This window comes from Clostridium sp. (genome assembly GCF_029258205.1).
Classification (GTDB): Bacteria; Bacillota; Clostridia; order Clostridiales; family Clostridiaceae; genus Sarcina.
The window spans coordinates 15,000-35,486 of record NZ_JARHZJ010000059.1; the positions used below are offsets into that span (position 1 = coordinate 15,000).

Here is a 20,487-nt window from a genome sequence, read left to right on the forward strand (position 1 = left end):
AGATGAGCTTTTGATTGTAGAAGATTATTATTTTGTATAATTATTAGTTAGATAAATAGACATTGAATTTATATATTTGATGTCTATTTTTTTATATAAGAAGATAATTTTCATTTGTTTTTATGATAAAAATAAGTTTATTTTAAAAAAATATTTGGTATTTATATGTTTATTTTGTATTAAGTTAAAAAATTTTATTTCTATAGATAAGATAAAATATCAAATCACACCTTTAGGTAAGTATAATACCAAAAAGTGCCTTCTTTTTTTTTGATAAATTAGAATTTATAATAAATTTGTGCTAAGGGCAAAGTACATAAACAAAAAATAAATAATATTTAAAGAAAAGATTATAAAATTAAAAAGTATTAATAAAGGAGTGTTTTTTATGCAAAGATTTACTATACCAAGAGATTTATACTTTGGTGAAAATGCTATAGACTATTTAAAAAGTGTTAAAGGGTCAAAAGCTTTAATAGTTATTGGTTCAGAGAGATTGATAAAAGATGGTACAGTTCCTAAAGTTCAAGATAACTTAAAAGAAGCAAATATTGAAACAAGAGTTTTCGTTGGTGTTGAAAATGATCCATCAGTTGCAACAGTAAGAAAAGGTGTTGCAATGATGAATGAATTTAACCCAGATTTAATAATTGGTATTGGTGGGGGTTCACCAATAGATGCAGCTAAAGCTATGTGGATATTTTATGAGTATCCAGAATTTACATTTGAAGAAGCTGCTAAGCCATTTAACTTACCAGAGTTAAGACAAAAAGCTAGATTCATAGCTATACCAACTACTAGTGGTACTGCTACAGAGGTTACGTCATTCTCAGTTATAACTGATAATGAGACTGGAGTTAAATATCCAATCGCAGACTATAACATAACACCAGATGTAGCTGTAGTTGATACTAACTTAGTTCAAACTATGCCTAAAACTTTAGTTGCCAACACTGGTATGGATGCTTTAACTCATGCTGTTGAAGCTTATGTTTCAACAGCTAGAAATCCTATAACAGATGCATTAGCAATGAAATCAATCGAAATGATTGTAGCTAATTTATATGATTCATTTGAAGGAAAAGATCAAGCAAGAAAAGATATGCATATAGCTCAGAACTTAGCTGGAATGGCATTCTCAAATGCTATATTAGGAATAGTTCATTCAATGGCACATAAAACTGGTAAGATATTTGATGTTCCTCACGGATTAGCTAATGCTATATACTTACCAGTAGCTATTCAATTTAATTCTAAAACTGCTATGGGAGCTTATGCTGATATAGCTAGTAGATTAGGATTAGAAGGAAATAATCAAGAAGAATTAGTAGCTTCATTAGTTAGCTTAGTTAAAGATTTAAGAAATAAAATGGGAATGGCTAATTCATTAAAAGAGTTTGGAATTTCAGAAGAAATGTTTAGAGAAAACTTAGATTCAATAGCTGAGACTGCTGTAGCTGATCCTTGTACCGGTACTAACCCAAGAGAAATATCAGTAGAAGAAATGAAAAAGTTATTCGAAGCTGTTTATTATGGAGAAGATATTGATTTCTAACATTTGATTTAAATAGATTAGATAATAATATTATTTTAGAAAGAAGATTATTTTAGGATAATCTTCTTTTTGTCTAAAAGGAGTTGAAAAATTAAAATGGAGAGATTAAAAGAATTACAATTAGAAGCTGATAGATGTTTAGGATGTAAAAATGCAAGATGTAGTAATAAATGTCCAATAAATACACCTATACCTCAGGTAATACAGTTATTTAAAAGTGGAAATATAGAAGAAGCTGGGGAGATATTATTTGAAAATAATCCATTATCATTAGTTTGTTCAATTGTATGTCCTCATGAGAGACAATGTTATGGAAATTGTATTAGAGGAATAAAGGGTGAGTCAGTAAAATTTTATGAAATAGAGAGATACATATCAGAAAAATATCTTGAAAATTTTAGTATAAAACCAGATTATAAATTATATTCAAAAGTTGCTATAGTTGGTGGTGGACCAGCTGGTATAAGTGTTGCTTTTAATCTAGCTTTAAAGGGATATGATGTAACAATTTTTGAAAAGAATCAGAAACTTGGGGGAGTTCTTAGATATGGAATACCAAACTTTAGATTGGACAAATCTATAATTGATTTAATAGAAGGAAAATTAATTCAATTAGGAGTTAAAATAAGAAATAATATATCAGTTTTAGATAATATTAAACTAGAGGATTTATTTAGAGATGGATATGATGCAGTTTTTCTTGGAATAGGTTTAGAAAAGGCTAAATCTATAAAAATGAAAGGTGAAACTAGACATAATGTTCATTATGCAATAGATTATTTAAAAGCACCAGATTCAATTGATTTAGGAAATAATGTAGGAATTATAGGAGCAGGAAATGTTGCTATGGATGCTGCTAGAACTATTAGAAAAACAGGAGCAAATACAACTATTTATTACAGAAGGGATTTTAGTGATATGACAGCAGTGTTAGCAGAAATAAATGATGCTAGAGAAGAAGGAGTTCAATTTAAAGTATTTGAGTCACCGGTAGAAATTGTTGATGAGGGATTAATCACAATAAGTACTAAAAAAGTTGAAGATGATGAATCAAAAATTGTAAATATTGAGGGATCAGAAAAATTAAATAAATTAGATTCAGTAATAATTGCAGTAAGTCAACAAGCTAAAGAGTATTTTCAAGAGGGATTAGATTTTAGTCAGTGGAGATTACTTGAAGTTGATAAAAATGGACAAACATCCATAGAGGGTGTTTTCGCAGCAGGAGATATTGTAAGTGGAGCTAAGACTGTTGTTGAGACGGTTAAAAATAGTAAGATTGTTGCAGAAAATATACATAAATATATTAATAATAAACAAAATAATGTGCATAGAGCTTAAAAAATATAAGACTTATAAATATTAAACATATTTATAAGTCTTAGTTTTTAAAACATTTTTACGAAATCTTTTCCCCATATATCCATTTCCTTTAATATTGGAAGTAGTTTTTTACCCATATCAGTAAGTGAGTATTCTACCATTGGCGGAACTTGGTTATATATTTTTCTGGATACTAATTTATTTTTTTCTAGATCTCTTAGTTGCTGAGTTAACATTTTTTGGCTGATTTCTGGTATTAGAGTTTTGAATTGATTAAATCTAATAACATCGTGTAATCCAAGAGTCCAAATTATAAGTGACTTTCACTTACCACCTATAACTTCTAATGTTACTTCTATCTCGCATCTATAATTATGACAACTAACCTTATTAGTTCTATCTGCTGGCATTAAATCACTCCTTAATAAAATCATATATTATATTATAACAAATAAAATTAACTTTTAAATTATATTATATAAATAATTATTTTGTATTAAAATTATAATTTAGAATATAAAAGAGAAGATATAAATTATAAAATATATGAATAACTTTAAGCTTTATTTATGCCATATCTTTTAATTTTATTATACAAAGCATTTCTACTGATTCCAAGGGCATTAGAAGCTTTAGTTATGTTTCCATCAAAGGTATATAAAGCTTTTTCTATAGCTTCTTTTTCTAAAATTACTAATGGTTTAATTAGATTTTCATCATAACTTTCAGTTGAATTTGATTCGTTAGGTTTAATAGGATTACCTAAATTATCAGTTTTAAGACAATGACATTCATCAAAATTAATTTCGTAAGAAGTAGAACCATTTAGATTTACTATATTTTCAACACAATTTTCAAGCTCTCTTATATTACCAGGCCAACAATAAGAAATCATTTTTTTATAGAGTTTTTGATTTATGTGAGGAATATCTTTATGCAATTTTTGACTTTTTATATGTAAAAAATAGTTTATTAAGATAGGAACATCTCCTAATCTATCCTTTAAAGGAGGAAGATGAAGAGGCATTACATTTAACCTATAGTACAAATCTTCTCTAAAAGTTCCTTTTTTTATTTCTTCTTTTAAATTTTTATTTGTAGCAGCTATAATTCTTACGTTTATAGGTATTTGAGTCTTTCCACCTATTCTTGTTATTACTCCTTCTTGAATAACTCTAAGAAGTGTTACTTGCATCTCTATTGGCATTTCGCATATTTCATCTAAAAATATAGTTCCACCATCTGCTAATTCAAATTTACCAGGTTTTCCACCTTTTTTAGAACCTGTAAATGAGGCTTCTTCATAACCAAAAAGTTCACTTTCTATTAAAGTTTTAGGTATAGCACCACAATTCAATGCAATAAAAGGACCGTTTGACACATTGCTAGCATTATGTATTGATTGAGCAAGTAATTCTTTACCACAACCACTTTCACCAGTAATAAGAACAGTTGATGGACTTTTTGAAATTAGTTCAGCATCTCTTAATACTTTTTTTAACTGTGGACTTTCACCTATTATATCATCAAATGTGTAAGCAGCTTCTTGGTTAGAGTATTTGTTTACGGTACTTATTATCTCTTTTAAGTCTTTTAGTATTAAAAGCCAACCTATAAATATATCTCCATTATTTATAGGACAAATGTCAAGGTTATACTTATTACCATCTAAAGATGTTATAAGTTTATCTTTTTGATTGTTCTTTTTTGAAGTTGAATTATTAATAAATTGGTTTAAGTGAGGGAAAACTGAAAATATGTTTATATTTTCAGTTGCTTTAGATTTACTATGTAAAAAACATTCAGCTTTTTTATTAATAAAATCTATTTTATTTTCTGAGGATATAAGAATTAATCCAAGTGGAATGTTATTTGTTAAATTTTCTAACAAAAATAGTTTTTCCAAATTTATATTCATAATAAAAACTCCTTTTTCAAATAAATTATTACTAACTTATTTGGATTTTATGCAATGATTACTGAAATAATATTAAAATATTAGTTGAAATTAATTTTAACATATTAATTTAAAATATAAAATTAAAAGTAATTGATAAAAATATGGCAAACAATAAAGAAAATGGAATATAAAAAGTGTTAAAAAAGATGACGGTGCTCAAAAAAAATACAGAAATATGAGCAAAATAGTTACTGTTAAGCATAAGAAAAGTATTTTAAATAAATAAAAAATTAACAAACTCAATACTTTCAGCCATAGTAATAAATTTGGCATGAAAATTGCTGTAATATAAAATGCTTGATAAAATGATTGGGATTTTAAAAGTGAAATTTATAACAAATTAAGAAAGGAATTTAATTATGGAAGTAAACAAAAGAAAGTTTCAAAAAGGTCTTATGTTTGGTATTTTAGTTGGTCTTGCTTGGGGACTTGATGGAGTATTAATGGGAAGAGTAGGTATGGATAAAATATTTACAGACAAAGCCTTTGCTTTAGCACAAGGTGTTTCAGAAATAAGTTTTGAGTTCTCACCATTAGTAACTGCATTCTTCCACGAAAGTTTTTGTTTTGTTTGGGTTGCATTAGTTTTAATATTTGGAAAACAATTTAAACATGTATTCCATTTACTATTTAAAACTAAAAAAGGTAAAGCAGCGGCTTTAGCAGCTTTAGTTGGTTCACCAATAGGTATGAGTGCTTACTTATTAGGTATTAAATATGCTACAGCACCATATGCATCAAGTATTTCAGTTATTTATCCTGGAGTAGGAGCGATATTATCATACTTTATACTTAAAGAAAAATTATCACTAAGAGCAGTAATAGGTATAGCAGTTAGTTTATTAGGATCATTCATGTTAGGATTTAATCCTTCAGGTAATGTACCACCAACTTTCTTTAAAGGTATATTATTTGCAGTAGTAGCTGTATTTGGATGGGCTTTAGAAGGGGTTATCATAGGATTTGCTATGAAGCATATAAAAGGTGAAGATCATATACAAGCATCACCACAACAATTTTTATGTTTAAGATATTTTATTTCAATGGTTTCATATGCAGTGATAGTATTACCATTTATAGGTGGATATCCACTAGCAGGTCAAATAGTTTCAAGAGGATTAGTATTTAAGTATGCTGGAATTGCTATATTAGGAGCTATAACTTATCTTTCATGGTATAAAGCTGTTGATTTAATAGGAGCAGCAATGGGTACTGCATTAAATAGTACAGCAGCATTATGGACAATAATATTCAGTGCATTATTATTTGGAGATAAAATAACTCCATCATTAGCAATATGGGGAATAGTAATAGTTTTAGGTGTATTTATATTTGCAATAGATCCAAAAACATTTAGAAAAAAAGAAAATAAATAAACATAATAATTAATAGAGATCAATAAGGGTGTAGAATTTTAATTTTTATTAAATTCTACCCCTTTGATTAATATATAGAGTTTGAAGAATTTTTAACAAAACATCATAAGATGAAAGTTAGTACGATATAGGAGGAATGGCAATGTTAAAAAAAGAAATCGTAGCTAATATGGAGAAGATAGTTGAAAATTGTATGGGAGAAGAAACAGCAGCTTGTGTTGCAACTTGTCCTATGCATACTGACGTTAAAGAATACGTTAGATTAATAAAAGAAGAAAAAGGCGAAGAAGCTATAAAAGTTATAAGAGAAAAATTATTCATACCAGGAACATTAGGAAGAATATGTGCACATCCATGTGAAAAGCAATGTAAATGGAATGAAGGAAAAAGTCCAATGGCAATAGCTTCATTAAAAAGATATGCAGCAGATAACTTTGATAAAGAAGAGAATTGGGATCTTTCAGTAAAAAATAGTAATGGTAAAAAAGTTGCTGTTATAGGTGCTGGCCCTTCAGGATTACAAGCAGCTTTAGATTTAAGAAAAGAAGGATGCGAAGTTACAGTATTTGAAAAACTACCTGTTAGAGGTGGTATGATGAGAGTTGGTATTCCGGCTTATAGATTACCAAGAACAGGATTAGAGCACGAGATAAGTTATTTAGATAAGTTAGGTGTTAACTTTGAATTAAATTGTGAAATAGGAAAAGATGTAGAGCTTAGTGATATTATTGATGACTTTGATAGTGTGGTTGTTGCTGTAGGTAAGCATCAAGGAAGAGTTGATAGAAGTTTAGAAAACTTCGACGCTGAAGGTATATTTAGTGCTGCTGGATATTTAAAAGAAGCATCTTTAACTGGAAATGTAGAAAAGGCTGGCAAAGTAGTATTGGTAGTAGGTGGCGGAGATGTTGCTATGGACTGTGCTAGAACTTCATTAAGAATAAATGGTGTTGAGAAAGTTTACTCAATATGTTTAGAAGATAGCTTTGATAACATGGCATCATCAAATCACGAAATAGAAGGTGCTATAGCAGAAGGAATAAAATTCAATCATGCCCAAGCTATAAAAAATATACATATTGATGAGAATGGAAGAGTTTCAGGAGTAACATTAAAAAAATGTCTTTCAATGTTTGACGAGAATGGAAGATTTTCTCCAAAATTTGATAATGAAGATACAAGTGAAATAGAAGTAGACACAATAGTATTTGCTATAGGTCAAGGTGTTGAGGGAGAATTTGCTAAAGACATACTAGTTCAAAGACCAAACACTACATTTGAATGTGATAAAGAAACATTACAATCATCTTCAAATGAGAAAGTATTTATAGCAGGAGATGCTTCAGGTGAATCAGTAATAGTTATCCAAGCTATGGCTACTGGTAGAAGAGCTGCTCAATCTGTTATAAGATTTTTAAATGGAGAAAGCTTAACAGAAGGCAGAGAGTTAAAGGATACTTGGACTTATGAAACTAAGTTACAAATGCCAACTGATTGGTCAACAATAACTGGTAAGAGAGAAGATATGGAAGAATTAGATCCAGCAGAGAGAATAAAATCATTTGATGAAGTTGCTTTAGGATATACAAAAGAAGAAGCTTTAAGAGAAGCAGATAGATGTAGACAATGTCAATGTAAGCTTTGTATGAAGGAGTGTATAATGCTTAATGACTACACAGATTGTCCAAAAGCTTTATTCAGAGAGTATTTAGAAAAAGGTTATGAAAACATGGATAAGATGATAGCATATTCATGTAATGAATGTAACCAATGTACATTAAAATGTCCAAAAGAGTTAGATTTAAAGGTTAACTTTAGAGCTATGAAAGAAGCATTCTCTGAAGAAAATGGTGGATTAGCACCATTAGAAGCATTAAAAGCAAGTGATGCTACTCAAGAAAAAGAGTGTGCAGAAGAATACTGTACAACAGTTGAAGCAGTTCCAGTTGAGGAAGTGAAAAAAGAGATGAAAGAAGAGAAAAAAGCTAAGAAGAAAACTAAGTATGTATTTGTACCAGGATGTACAGTACCAGCTTATACTCCAAGTGGAGTAGAAAGTGTTTTAAGACACTTAAAGGATTCTTTAGGAGAAGAAAATGTTGGTGCATTACTTCAATGTTGTGGTAAGGTAACTTACTTAATTGGAGAAGAAGAAAAATATGAAGAAAGAAATAAAAAGGCTACAGATATATTAGATGAAATGGGAGCTGAAGTTATAATAACTGTTTGTCCATCATGTTACAAAGTGTTTAGTGAAACAGCTAAGAATCAAAGAGTTATAGCTTACTGGGATTTAATGAGAGATTTAATAGGAATTCCAGCAGAGGCTAAAGGAATAGGAGAAGGTTCAGACGTTATATTTAATATACATGATTCATGTGTAACTAGAGATGTAACTTCACACCATGAAAGTGTAAGATGGATTTTAGACCAGTTAGGATACAATTGGGAAGAAGTTGAAAGAAACGGTAAAAACACTAGATGTTGTGGTGTTGGGGGAATGGTATGTAGCTCAAACCCAGAGTTATACGAGAGAGTATATACTAGAAGAGCTAATGATTTTAACCAAGATAGTATAGTAACTTATTGTGGTTCATGTAGAGGAACTATGGAAGCTGCTGGTAAAGATTCAATACACATTTTAGATCTTATGTTTGGACCAAAATATACTAAAGACCAAGCTAAAAAAAGAGGATATAAATCAGAAGAAGAAATGTGGGCTAATAGATTAGAAACTAAAGAAAGATTAAATAAATTTAAAAAATAGTTTTTTAGAATATTATTAGTAACCTAAATACAAAACACATAAATAGTTTTATTACTATTTATGTGTTTTTGCATTTTATGGAGAATAGTAGAAGTTATTTTTAGTAATTAATATAAGGGAATAATAGTTATCAACACTGAATTTAAAGCTAAGCTACTATTAGCGAAAGTAAAGATATTATTTGTAACATTATTTAAATTATAGAGTAAATTAAAATAAGAGTTAAATTAAAGAGGTGATAAGTCATAGAATCAGTACAATGTCCAAATTTTTTAAGTGAAGATTCTCCTGATTATTTAGTTGAATATAGAGGAAATTTAAAAGAAGAATTAGATAAGGTATCATATGCTTGTGGAGATGTAATTACTGATACATTAGGGGTTATTTCAACTCCTCCACAGTACTTAAAACAGCTAAGAAAGGATGTTCCATCAATTGTTTATATACAAACAAGAGTACCATATGTTTTACAAGAAATATCACCACAAGAAGTTGATAATATACCAACAGTGATAAATAATACTTATTTAGGTCTTGACGGAAGTGAAGTAATAGTTGGTATAGTTGATACTGGAATAGATTATCTGAATAAAGAATTTATGAGGGAAGATGATACATCTAGAATACTTACTATTTGGGATCAAAAGAGTACAAAAAAGCGTAGTGATTCAGTTTATGTAGGATCTATATTTACAAATGAAGATATAAATAGTGCTATTAAAAGTAATATGGATGGAGGAAATCCGTATGATATTGTTGATAGTGTAGATGAAATAGGGCATGGAACTAAGCTGGCTAGTATAATAGGAGCTAGGGGATTTAATAGACTTATTAAAGGAATTGCACCTAATTGTGATTTTGCTATTGTAAAGCTATTAAAATCTCTTAGTTATGAAAAAGAGTTTAAAGAAAATGGAATAGAAGATGTTCCTGTTTATAATGAGGCTGAAATTTTAGCTGGAGTAGAATACCTTAAAAATTTTGCTTTAAATCTCAATAGGCCATTAGTAATTTGTTTAGCAATAGGATGTACTGAGGCAAGTCATGATGGAAGAGGCCTTTTTTCTAGATATTTAACTACAATTGGGTCAATAAGAGGAGTAGCGGTAGTAGCTGGTGTAGGGAATGAAGGTGGAGCAGAAGGACATTCATCTGGAATAATAGAAAGTGAAAACAGTACTGAAAAAGTTGAATTAGTAATCCCGAGAGAAATAAAAAATTTTACTTTAACTTTTTGGATTCAAAGACCTAATATAGTATCCTTAAATATAATGTCTCCTAGTGGAGAAGAATCTTCATTTATAGATGCTAAAATTTCTCTAGAAAGATCATTTAAATTTATATTAACTGATACTAGTGTTAATATTAACTATTATGTTCCTGACACATTTACGGGAAATGAACTTATTTTTATAGAATTTAAAGATATTAAACCTGGAATATGGACTTTTGAGTTAAGGGGCGATTATATAACTAATGGAAGATATGATATATGGTTAGCTCCTAGGTCTTTATTGCCTGAAAATACAAAGTTTCTTAGACCTAATCCATTAAATACATTGATGGTTCCATCTACTGCTAGATATATAATAACTGTTGGATATTATAATAGTCAAACTCAGTCTTTGCTAGCTGAATCTGGCAAGGGATTTAATGTTAATGGATGGATAAACCCAGATATAATTACTGCAGGAAAAGATATTTTGACAATATCTCCTGATAATAGAGTAGTAAAAATGTCAGGAAGCTCTCCAGCAACAGCAATAGTTGTGGGAGTATGTGCTTTATTATTTCAATGGGGAATTATAAACAGAAATGATAGAACAATGAATTCTAGTAAGCTAAGAAGTTATTTAATATATGGTGCTACTAGAACTAAAGGACAAACATATCCTAATGAAGATACTGGCTATGGATACTTAGATTTTTATGAGATATTTAAAAATATAATAGCAGTACCATTAGCCCCTTATAGAAATAGCATAGATAAATCGTATACTGAATATTATTGTGGAAGGTTATTTGTTAGTGTACCTTCATCTTATTATTATGGAGGAGAATAGAATGGAATTTAAGTCTTCAGCTCCAGAAAGCGTGTTTAACAATGAAAATTATATAAATTATTTAGTTCAATATCAAGGTGATATTATAGGTGAGTTTATTGATAAAGAAGGAATATTTGTAACATTAATTAATAATAGATATGCCATAATAACTATTGATAAAAACTTGCAGGAATATGAAAATGATACATCTATGATTAAATATAAAAAAGAAAATGGAAAAGACGTAGAAATTGAGAGCATTACTTATATAAAGAATCCAGAAGGGTATGTTCTTCAGGAAATAAGTCCTTTAGAGGCAGCTAATATTGAATATGTTCAAATAGAGTCATACTTTAATTTAACAGGAAGAGGAGTAATTGTTGGAATTTTAGATACTGGAATAGATTACTTGAATGAAGAGTTAATGGATTCTAATGGAAATACAAGAATTTTAGGGATTTGGGATCAAACAATTCTAAATAATAACGCAGTTAATGATAATTTGCCTTATGGAACCTTTTATTCGGAAGATGATATAAATAGAGCAATAAGATTAAGTAGAGATGGTGGAGATCCTTACACAATAGTTCCATCAAGGGATGAAATTGGTCATGGTACATCAATGGCTGGAATAATTGGAGCATCAGGAAAAAATCCTAATTTAAAGGGAGTTGCACCTGATTGTAAGTTTTTGGTTGTAAAACTATCCCAAGCACTTTATTATAAAAAAGAATATGATATAAATATACCTGTTTATAATATTACTGAATTATTTACTGGAATACAGTTTTTATATTCATATTTCTTAAAGGGATCTAAAAGTATGATTATATATTTACCTTTAGGAACTAATAGAGGAAGTCATAATGGGACAAGTATTTTAGAAGAGTTTTTAGATTCTATACTAATAAGTAGAGGAATTGCAGTTGTTACTGGAGCTGGTAATGAAGGAGCAGCTTTATTACATGGATCTGGAATTATAAAGCCTGATGGACAAGTAACTACTCACGAATTCAATATAGATAAAAATCAAAAAAAGATTATTATTGAAATTTGGATACAAATACCTAGTATTGCTTCTATAGAGATAAATTCACCAACAGGAGGAACAACAGGAATAATTCAACCGTTTTTTGGAAAAGGAACTAGGTATGATTTTACAATTGAACGTACATCAGTATTAATAAGTTATTATATACCTGAAGAAATATATGAAGATTCTTTGATAGTGGTCATATTAGATAATGTTCAACCTGGGACATGGAGTTTTAAGTTTAGAGGACTAAAAGAAATAGAAGGAAGATATGATATATGGTTACCACCAAGAGGAATAAGTAAAGAAACAACTAGGATGATACCTGCTGACCCATATGGAACTTTAACTATTCCAGGAACTAGTTCTTCAGTAATAACTGTAGCAGCATATAATCAATTAAATAATACCTTATTAAATTACTCTGGAAGAGCATTTGAAGATAATTATATCGATATAATAGATGTTGCAGCAGGAGGAAGAAATGCACTTACTATTGCTCCAAATAATAAGACAACACTTGCAAATGGAACAAGTGTTTCATCTGCTATAGTGGCTGGAATTTGCCTTTTGCTTTTCCAATGGGGAATAGTTCAAGGAAATTATCCATATATGTTTTCTCAAACTTTAAAAGCATTTATTGCAAGAGGAACAAGAAAGAGAAAAGGTGATACCTATCCAAATCCAGAGTGGGGATATGGAATAGTTGATATATTTAATATGTTTAATCTCACTAATTAAGTTATTTTTAGTTTATAAAGTTAAGTTTTAAAAATTTATTATCATAGAGAAGAGAAAATAAAAAATGCAATGTAGTATCTCATAGATTTAGCTTGATTCATAATAATTTTCAGATAGATATTAATATAAATCTATCTGAAAATTATTAATAATCTAAATTAGGATAGCAGATAATTTTCTGTAAAACAAAAACTATCTAATTTCTTTAAATTTAGTTATGTTATTTTGAGAATATTGCAGTACACCATTCATTGGTTTGGAATTTTTTTCTTAATTTGAAGCCTTTATTCTCAACTTTTTCTTTAACCCAATCAAAGCTCCATTCAACTAAGCCTGAAACTAAAAGTTTTCCAGTCTTTTCTATGTGTTCTTCAATAAAATCCATAAACATTGCAGTTTCTTCTCCTCCAATATTTATAAATATCCAATCAAATTTTTCATCTAATTTATATTCTTCATCAAGAACATTTCTAACTACTACTTCTATGTTTTCTAGTTCATTTAAAGAAGCATTTAAAAGAACTTCATCTTCCACATCTCTTATATCTACTGCTACTATTCTTGAAGCTCCTTTTACACCAGCAGCTATAGAAAGTATTCCAGAACCTGTTCCTAAATCAAGAAGAGATTTTCCTTCAAAATCTTCTTCAACTATGAATTTTAATATGTCTTGAGTAGTTTCGTGTAATCCAGTTCCAAAGGCACCTTGAGGTGTAAAGAAAATTTCTTTTTTATTTTCAAAGTTATCAGTTGGGGCACATAAAACCCATTGATCATTTAAATGAATTGGATCAATATAAAACTCTTCAAATTCATTTTTTACTTTATCTATTGAAGAAGGAGTTTCTTTAAGTAGTGAAGAAACTTGAGATTTAAAGTTTTCAAAGTCTTCTAGAGTACCGTCGAAGGCAACTTTTAAATCAACAATAACATTTTCTTTTTCTTTATATCCATATCCAAACATATCTGTTGTTATGTCTAGTGGAGACTCATAATAAACATTAAATATATCATTGATTTGAAGTAATTCTATTTTTTCATCAACAAGTTCTTTGGATATTTTATAAGTAAGTATAAACATATATTTGTATCTCCTTATATTAAGTTTTAATTATGTATATAAAGATTATAGCATATTAGAAGTATTGAGAAATTTTATTTAAGATTAAGCTTCCTGTAAAATAAAAATTTAGTTTTATAAAGGGACTAATATTAAAATATATTTTGAAGAAAATAAGAAAATGAAGAGAAAAATTTTAACTGTTTGAGATATTTATAGAAAAAGATTACAATGAGAATATATAGGTTAAATGATTATATAATTTTAACTTGGAGGAATTTTAATGAAAAAAAATGCAGCTCAAAGAGAGTATAAAAAATTATCAGGTCAAATAAATCAAATAGAAAACATAGTAAGACATTCAAAAGCAGGAGCACTTTTTGAACATGAAACAACCTTAAGAAAAAAAATATTGCAATTAAAAGAGATGAAAGATCAGGGACTAAAAGGATATGAGGCTCTTTATGATAGATATGAAGAATTATTGGAAGAGGTAGGAAAGGGAATTCTAGAGAATTATAATAAGAAAAATGATACTAATTTTGATTTTTACGAAGTTTTAAGAAATAATTACAATGTATTTCTTAATTCAGGAATTATGACTCTTCTTGTAAAACATCATATTCCAGAATTAATATCCAAGGAATTTGATGAAAAGTTTCCAGCAAATCCAAAGGATGAATATATTCATACAAGGAGACTTAAAAGAAAGTTCTATTTGCACTTAGGAGAAACTAATACTGGAAAAACCTATACTGCTATGCAAAGGCTTAAAGAAGTTAGAAAAGGAGTATATTTATCTCCACTTAGAATTTTAGCTTTAGAGAACTTTGAAAGATTAAATAATGAGGGAATTAAATGTAATCTTCTTACTGGGGAAGAAGAAATATTATTTGAAGATGCAACACATGTATCGTGTACCATAGAAAAGGCTAATATACATGAAAGATATGATGTGGCAGTTATAGATGAAATTCAAATGATAGATGATTCACAAAGAGGTTATGCTTGGACTAGAGCTTTACTTGGTTTATATTGTACTGAAATACATATATGTGGAGCCTTTAATGCTAAGAATATATTAAAAGAAATTATAAAAGACTGTGGAGATGACTATGAGATTATAGAATATCATAGAGATATTCCACTTATTATAGAAGATGAAAGTTTTCATCCTAAAAATGTTCAAGAGGGAGATGCTTTAGTTTTATTTTCAAAGAAAAAAGTTCTTCAAATGGCTGAGCAGTATTCACAGATGGGAATTAAATGCTCCATAATTTATGGAGATTTACCACCAGAGGTTAGAAAAAAACAGTATGAAGAATTTATAACTGGAAAAAATAAAATTTTAATAACAACTGATGCCATTGGAATGGGGGTAAATCTTCCTATAAAGAGAATTATTTTCTTATCAATAAGTAAGTTTGATGGGGAACAAATGAGAGAATTGACTTCTCAAGAGGTTAAACAAATTGCAGGAAGAGCAGGAAGAAAAGGCATATATGATACTGGATATGTGGCTACTTATAGAGATAATAAGGAATTTATTGAAGAGAGATTAGAGGAAGAGGATATTAGTATAAAAAGAGCAGTTTTAGGACCTTCAGATGCAATATTAGAAATTGACAATCTTCCTTTAAATGAAAAATTAGCTTTATGGAGTACAAAGAAATGTGAAGTTCCATACTATAGAAAAATGGATATAAGTGAATATCTAATAATATTAGAAAGATTAAAATCATATAAACTTCTTGAAGAAATTCAATGGGAGCTTTTAAAAATTCCTTTTGATATATCTAAAGATGACTTAATGAATCAATTTTTAAATTTTGTTGATCAACTATTTATAAATGATCAAGAAGAACTATTTAAACCTAAATGTTACTCAGGAACTTTATACGACTTAGAAACTTATTATCAAATGGTAAATATGTATTATTCTTTTAGTAAAAGATTTAATTTAAATTTTGACTTAGAGTGGATTGAAAATGAAAGGCTTACTGTAAGTGAAGAAATAAACAATATTCTTATGAGAATTTAATAGGTGATTTTATGAAAGTTTTAAATTTAAAAGTAACTTTAAGAGCATCATGGGTACATTCTTTAAAAGAAAAAAGAATGGTGGTTAAAAGCATAGTTCAAAAATTAAAAAATAAATTTAATGTTTCTGTAGGAGAAGTTGGGAAGCAAGATATTCATCAGATTATAGTTATAGGAATTTCTGCTGTTTGCGGAGATCAAAAGCAAGTTGATTCAACCTTAGAGAATCTAATAGATTTTGTAGAAGAAAATACAGATGCAGAAATTATAGACATAGAAAGTGATAACTATATATTTAAATAATTGATTGTGTTTGTTGAAAATGGAAAAGTATATTCCAAAACTATATAAGTATAAGGCTTTTAGGTGAGGGAAAACTAAAATAAAATAAACAAGCGTAGGAGGCGATTAGTATGAATACATACGAAGCACCAGAAAATAACTATATTTTAGTTATGCCTGACGGAAGTGTAGTAGGCTTTGAAGAAAGTGATATGGCACAGGCATACATAAACAGATATTATCAAGAAAAAATAACTTCTTATTGCGATAAAGTAGATTATTCAGAATATGATATGACAGAGTGGAAATCAACAGAGAATATATGTGTAGCTTTAGGAACATATGAAGGTTTATGTATTTTATATAAGCTAGAAGAACTTATAGCTAGTATTCAGCAATCATCAATATTTGAAGATGAAAAAAATGAATTAATAGCAAAATTAAGATGTAGAAATATAGATGTAAATATAAATGATTATCAAATTGATGATATATTATCTAATATTGATGGAGTAATATATCAATAAAAGGATTAAAATTAAATTTAAAAAAATAGGCTTGTATCAAAACCTAATAAAAAAACTTACAAATAATATAAAGAGAATGCTTTTTAAGTTTTTAAAATTTATTTGATACACGCCTTTTTTTATTTTGTTAAAGAGTTTATAACAATTCAATTTGAAAAATGTAGTAAAATTAATTTAACTATGTGGGGAGGTAGGAAGGATGTGGAAGAAAAAATAATAATTGAGGATGAACCAGATATACAAAATATTTTAAGATACTACTTTATGAAAGAAGGATTTAAAGTTAGATGTATTGACAAAGGAAGGCTGGAAATAGGGGGTTTTTGATCCAACACAACATATTTTATGGAGCAATGATGATTTAATCATAGGAGAAAAAGGTAGTATAAAAATATTAAATATAAAAGTTTTAGAGTTAAATCAGTAAAGTTTGTGAGGGGATTTTATGAAAAAAAGAGAGATTTTAGGTGGAGTTTTATTTAGCTTATCCATAATAACATTAATTGTTTTAGTTATGTTTTTTAAAGAAAATACTACTAGTAAATTTATAAATTATGAAGCTACGAAAGAATTTAATAATACTGAATTTAACATTAAAAATGAATTAAATTTTAAGGTAGGAGATGATGATGACTTTTCAGGTGAATTACTTATTAGTGATAAAAAATTATATTTGCAAAAAAGAAATGATGATTATAAAGTTGTGGACAAGTATCAAATAGTATTTGAAAAGGGCGAAGCTAAAAAAATAAAGTGTGATAATTTAAAAGATGAAAGTATAAAAGAGGATATAGATGAAAGAGAATATATTAATGGTTATAGATATGAGGATTTAGGATGTGGAAAAGGGAAGTTTTTTGATTTAGCATATAATAAAGATTTTAAAGTTGATTTAGACAAATTTAATAAGGATGATATGGCTAAAAAAACTTATGGAGAATATAGTCATAGTAGGATAGTTAAAGATAAAATTTTCTTTTTTATTAGGAGAAACCCAGGAAAAATAAATTGGTTTTCAGAGGATCATAGTAGATATAAGGAACTAAGATGGTATAATTTTAATGAAGAAATTTGGGAAAGTGTAAAACTTTCAAAAAATCAACATGTTGAAAGTATTATAGGAATTGTAGATAATAAGGTTTATTTAACTGGAACTGAAGAGTGGGGAAGTCAGTATCCAAGTAAAATTTATAGTGCAGATTTAAAGAAAAAGAAAGTGAAGGAAGAAAAAATTTTAAATAATAATTATGATTCTTATTATGATAGGTACAATTTAAGTGAGGAAAATCTTTTGATGCAGGTTGGTAAAGAAGATGGAGAATATATAAGAAGTATAAATTTAAGAGAAAAAGTTTTTTATGAGCTTTTTAAAAATGAATATCCAGATAGATTAGGGTTAAGGGATATGATATCACCAAGTAAAAATAAAATTTTTTCTATATCAAATGATAATAATAAAAAGGAAGTTAGGGTTACTTTCTTAAGGGATGGAAAACCAGAAGGAACAGTAAATGTTTACGATTTTGAGACTGAAAATAATGAGTATTTACCTCAATTTACTTGGAGTGATTATGGGAAAAATTTAATAATAGCTGAATGCAAAAGGGATAAAATATATAATTTAAAAATTTTAGAATTTAATCAATAAATATATGTATATAAATTGATAAAAAGGACAATATAATAATGTAACGTGGAGGAGATAACTTAAACTTCATTCATAATAAGCCTTTACTTAAATGGATTGAGTTGAATTTATTTAGGTTCTACATACATAATAATTGATTTATCATAATATGTATTGCTAAATAAAGATTTCTGCCGAAAGTTACATTTTAAAAATTTTAGTGTATGGCAAGGTAAGAATTAATTTTCTTACGGAAGTGGCGTAACTAAAATTTTAGAATATTTAATTTTAATCAGAAGAGATAATTACCTTTACTGAACTAACATTAAATATTCTAATAAAAAAGCTCTTTGATGGATTATATTAATCTTAGAGTTTTATCTTAAATAAGGGTATTAGGTAATTTAATTTACATGAGTTTGTTTAAATTATTAGGTATTTTTATTTAAGAGAAGGGATAAGTTGTTTATTTACCAACTTATCCCTTTTTGTTTTTAAAGTTATTTTAAAAGCAATACTCACTTAAAATAGTGGATAAAATAAAAATAGATTAATAAAAAATTTTGGTGATGAAAGTTTTAATATTAATTATTTATAAAATAAATTTTAGGTTTATGATATAGAATATATTTAATAAATACAAATGAGTAGGTGAAATACATGTCAGTAGATAAGAACAGAATAAATCAAGATTTAAAGTTTATTTGTGAAAATATTAAAAAGTTAGAAATATTAAGTAGACTAGGAGAAGAGGAGTTTTTAAAAGACTTTAAAAATGTTGATAGTACAAAGTACTTATTAAGAAGTTCCATTGAAGCGGTTTTAGATTTATCAAACTATGCTGTTGTTTCTAATGGGTGGGATATGCCAGAGAATATTGAAAAAACTTTTAAAGTTCTTAGTGAAAAAAATATAATAAGAGATTTTAAATTTCAAGAGTATATGGAGCTTGTGAATTTAAAGGATAAACTTACCTTTATGTATGCTTCTATAGAAGATGAATTCATATTTAATGAGTTAAAAAAGACAATAATAAAGTTAAAAACTATAAAAAAATCTTTAGATAATTTAAAATGAAAGTATATTTAAAATGAATATTGATTTCTAGACAGAGTTAGAAGTAACTTAATTTTTTATAGTTTTTATTCTTTATTAAGAAATTTTCTTAGCTTTATCTAGAAGTCAATATGGATATTAAGAGATTTATTTCTTACTTTCTAAGAAGCTCAGAGGTTAATATATACGGATTTTTATATCTATTCTTCTTTTTAGTTTTATTTCCTATATTTATACACTTATGAGGACAGTTATTTATACATCCCATACAATCGCAACAATTTCCTTTCCATTTAGGGCGTTCATCTATAATTTCTATATTTTCATTTGGACAGATTTTAGCACAGATTCCACAAGCAGTACAAAATTCATTGGTATTAAAATTCTTATCTTTATTTTTAAAACTATCTTTCCAAAGTTTATATAAAAACAAATTAATTCTAGTATGTTTTTCCTTTAAATCTTTAGATTCTCTATTTAGTATTGAAAGAGCAAAATTTTCTATTTTGAAATTGTTTGAATCAATTACTTTTTTTGCATCTTCTCCTATCTTAGGATTTCTACCAATTCTTATATAATTTGAGTTAAGTAAAAACTTTTCGCCATTAGATAAACTTAAGTTCTTAGTATAGAGCAATTCATTTATCATAGAGAAGGTTATGCCTTTTCCACCACCAGTACATTCAGCTGCAAAAATATATGAATCTTTATTTAATTGCAATTTATAGATAAATTCACTTACCATAGGAGGAAGTCCAGAGGCATAAATAGGATATACAAAGCCTATTGTTTGTGCTTCATATTTGAAATCTTTTTTATAGAAAGCATCTACTATGGAGATTATATCTGCATTCTTTAGATGCTTAGCTATTTCCTTAGCTATGTAAAGTGAATTACCTGAGGTTGAAAAATAAAATATTAAGTTTTTTTTCATATAACATCCATCCTTATAAAAAATAATTCATCATATTCATTTTAATATTAAAAATACATAATTTCTATATAAAGGATAAATATAATTAAATAACAAATAAAATCAAAGTTGACAATTTTGATGGGGATTAATATAATTTGAACTATATTAAAATGGAAAGA

General features: G+C 27.7%; 15 protein-coding genes and 1 pseudogene. 12 read left to right on the forward strand and 4 right to left on the reverse strand.

Features of this window, described 5'->3' with window-relative positions; translation table 11 throughout:
• Positions 1–388: 388 nt before the first annotated feature.
• Both Q1J60_RS07860 and Q1J60_RS07865 read left to right on the forward strand, forming a co-directional pair.
• Positions 389–1,555: an iron-containing alcohol dehydrogenase gene (locus Q1J60_RS07860; protein WP_300260498.1), complete on the forward strand. Its 1,167-nt coding sequence runs from the start codon at positions 389–391 to the stop codon at positions 1,553–1,555.
• A 96-nt stretch (positions 1,556–1,651) separates the two neighbouring features.
• Positions 1,652–2,896, forward strand: a complete 1,245-nt coding sequence (locus Q1J60_RS07865) for an NAD(P)-dependent oxidoreductase (protein WP_300260500.1) — start codon at positions 1,652–1,654, stop codon at positions 2,894–2,896.
• 47 nt (positions 2,897–2,943) lie between these two features.
• Here the strand turns inward: Q1J60_RS07865 and Q1J60_RS07870 are convergent.
• A pseudogene (locus Q1J60_RS07870) lies at positions 2,944–3,288 on the reverse strand (winged helix-turn-helix transcriptional regulator).
• A 146-nt stretch (positions 3,289–3,434) separates the two neighbouring features.
• Positions 3,435–4,796 (reverse strand): sigma-54 interaction domain-containing protein, encoded by a 1,362-nt coding sequence (locus Q1J60_RS07875; protein ID WP_300260502.1) that lies wholly within the window; start codon positions 4,794–4,796, stop codon positions 3,435–3,437.
• 401 nt (positions 4,797–5,197) lie between these two features.
• On the opposite strand from Q1J60_RS07875, the gene Q1J60_RS07880 reads away from it, so the two are divergent.
• From Q1J60_RS07880 to Q1J60_RS07895, 4 genes are all read left to right on the forward strand, one after another.
• Positions 5,198–6,214, forward strand: coding sequence for a DMT family transporter (locus Q1J60_RS07880; RefSeq protein ID WP_300260504.1), 1,017 nt, complete (start codon positions 5,198–5,200; stop codon positions 6,212–6,214).
• 142 nt (positions 6,215–6,356) lie between these two features.
• On the forward strand, positions 6,357–8,981 hold the full coding sequence (locus Q1J60_RS07885; RefSeq protein WP_300260507.1) for an FAD-dependent oxidoreductase: 2,625 nt from the start codon (positions 6,357–6,359) through the stop codon (positions 8,979–8,981).
• 245 nt (positions 8,982–9,226) lie between these two features.
• Positions 9,227–11,044, forward strand: coding sequence for a S8 family peptidase (locus Q1J60_RS07890; protein WP_300260580.1), 1,818 nt, complete (start codon positions 9,227–9,229; stop codon positions 11,042–11,044).
• Position 11,045: 1 nt separating this feature from the next.
• On the forward strand, positions 11,046–12,800 hold the full coding sequence (locus tag Q1J60_RS07895; RefSeq protein ID WP_300260509.1) for a S8 family peptidase: 1,755 nt from the start codon (positions 11,046–11,048) through the stop codon (positions 12,798–12,800).
• Positions 12,801–13,020: 220 nt separating this feature from the next.
• Here Q1J60_RS07895 and Q1J60_RS07900 read toward each other — a convergent pair whose 3' ends face one another.
• Positions 13,021–13,881, reverse strand: a complete 861-nt coding sequence (locus tag Q1J60_RS07900) for a 50S ribosomal protein L11 methyltransferase (RefSeq protein ID WP_300260512.1) — start codon at positions 13,879–13,881, stop codon at positions 13,021–13,023.
• Between the two features lie 262 nt (positions 13,882–14,143).
• Between Q1J60_RS07900 and Q1J60_RS07905 the strand changes: the two genes are divergently transcribed.
• The 6 genes from Q1J60_RS07905 to hepT all read left to right on the forward strand — a co-directional run bounded on the left by Q1J60_RS07905 (position 14,144) and on the right by hepT (position 19,413).
• A complete protein-coding gene (locus Q1J60_RS07905) occupies positions 14,144–15,901 on the forward strand; it encodes an SUV3 family DEAD/DEAH box RNA helicase (RefSeq protein WP_300260514.1) in 1,758 nt (585 codons plus the stop codon).
• Positions 15,902–15,912: 11 nt separating this feature from the next.
• A complete protein-coding gene (locus Q1J60_RS07910; RefSeq protein WP_300260517.1) occupies positions 15,913–16,203 on the forward strand; it encodes a DUF503 domain-containing protein in 291 nt (96 codons plus the stop codon).
• A 110-nt stretch (positions 16,204–16,313) separates the two neighbouring features.
• Positions 16,314–16,709, forward strand: a complete 396-nt coding sequence (locus tag Q1J60_RS07915; RefSeq protein WP_300260520.1) for a hypothetical protein — start codon at positions 16,314–16,316, stop codon at positions 16,707–16,709.
• Between the two features lie 201 nt (positions 16,710–16,910).
• Positions 16,911–17,036 (forward strand): response regulator, encoded by a 126-nt coding sequence (locus Q1J60_RS07920; RefSeq protein WP_300260523.1) that lies wholly within the window; start codon positions 16,911–16,913, stop codon positions 17,034–17,036.
• Positions 17,037–17,154: 118 nt separating this feature from the next.
• The gene (locus Q1J60_RS07925; protein WP_300260526.1) at positions 17,155–18,357 is read left to right on the forward strand and encodes a hypothetical protein; all 1,203 of its coding nucleotides are present in this window, start codon (positions 17,155–17,157) and stop codon (positions 18,355–18,357) included.
• Between the two features lie 639 nt (positions 18,358–18,996).
• Complete coding sequence (gene hepT, locus Q1J60_RS07930; protein ID WP_300260528.1) at positions 18,997–19,413, forward strand: type VII toxin-antitoxin system HepT family RNase toxin; 417 nt, start codon at positions 18,997–18,999, stop codon at positions 19,411–19,413.
• 133 nt (positions 19,414–19,546) lie between these two features.
• On the opposite strand, the gene Q1J60_RS07935 is transcribed toward hepT, so the two are convergent.
• Entirely contained in the window at positions 19,547–20,326 is a 780-nt protein-coding gene (locus tag Q1J60_RS07935) for an EFR1 family ferrodoxin (RefSeq protein WP_300260531.1), read from the reverse strand.
• Positions 20,327–20,487 lie beyond the last annotated feature (161 nt).

Bases quoted from the DNA above. Each gene is read 5' to 3' on its own strand.
- Q1J60_RS07935 (WP_300260531.1), bottom strand. From the start codon at position 20,326: ATGAAAAAAAACTTAATATTTTATTTTTCAACCTCAGGTAATTCACTT.
- Q1J60_RS07910 (WP_300260517.1), top strand. From the start codon at position 15,913: ATGAAAGTTTTAAATTTAAAAGTAACTTTAAGAGCATCATGGGTACAT.
- Q1J60_RS07915 (WP_300260520.1), top strand. From the start codon at position 16,314: ATGAATACATACGAAGCACCAGAAAATAACTATATTTTAGTTATGCCT.
- Q1J60_RS07900 (WP_300260512.1), bottom strand. From the start codon at position 13,881: ATGTTTATACTTACTTATAAAATATCCAAAGAACTTGTTGATGAAAAA.
- Q1J60_RS07905 (WP_300260514.1), top strand. From the start codon at position 14,144: ATGAAAAAAAATGCAGCTCAAAGAGAGTATAAAAAATTATCAGGTCAA.
- Q1J60_RS07860 (WP_300260498.1), top strand. From the start codon at position 389: ATGCAAAGATTTACTATACCAAGAGATTTATACTTTGGTGAAAATGCT.
- Q1J60_RS07865 (WP_300260500.1), top strand. From the start codon at position 1,652: ATGGAGAGATTAAAAGAATTACAATTAGAAGCTGATAGATGTTTAGGA.
- Q1J60_RS07885 (WP_300260507.1), top strand. From the start codon at position 6,357: ATGTTAAAAAAAGAAATCGTAGCTAATATGGAGAAGATAGTTGAAAAT.
- Q1J60_RS07875 (WP_300260502.1), bottom strand. From the start codon at position 4,796: ATGAATATAAATTTGGAAAAACTATTTTTGTTAGAAAATTTAACAAAT.
- Q1J60_RS07880 (WP_300260504.1), top strand. From the start codon at position 5,198: ATGGAAGTAAACAAAAGAAAGTTTCAAAAAGGTCTTATGTTTGGTATT.
- hepT (WP_300260528.1), top strand. From the start codon at position 18,997: ATGTCAGTAGATAAGAACAGAATAAATCAAGATTTAAAGTTTATTTGT.
- Q1J60_RS07895 (WP_300260509.1), top strand. From the start codon at position 11,046: ATGGAATTTAAGTCTTCAGCTCCAGAAAGCGTGTTTAACAATGAAAAT.
- Q1J60_RS07925 (WP_300260526.1), top strand. From the start codon at position 17,155: ATGAAAAAAAGAGAGATTTTAGGTGGAGTTTTATTTAGCTTATCCATA.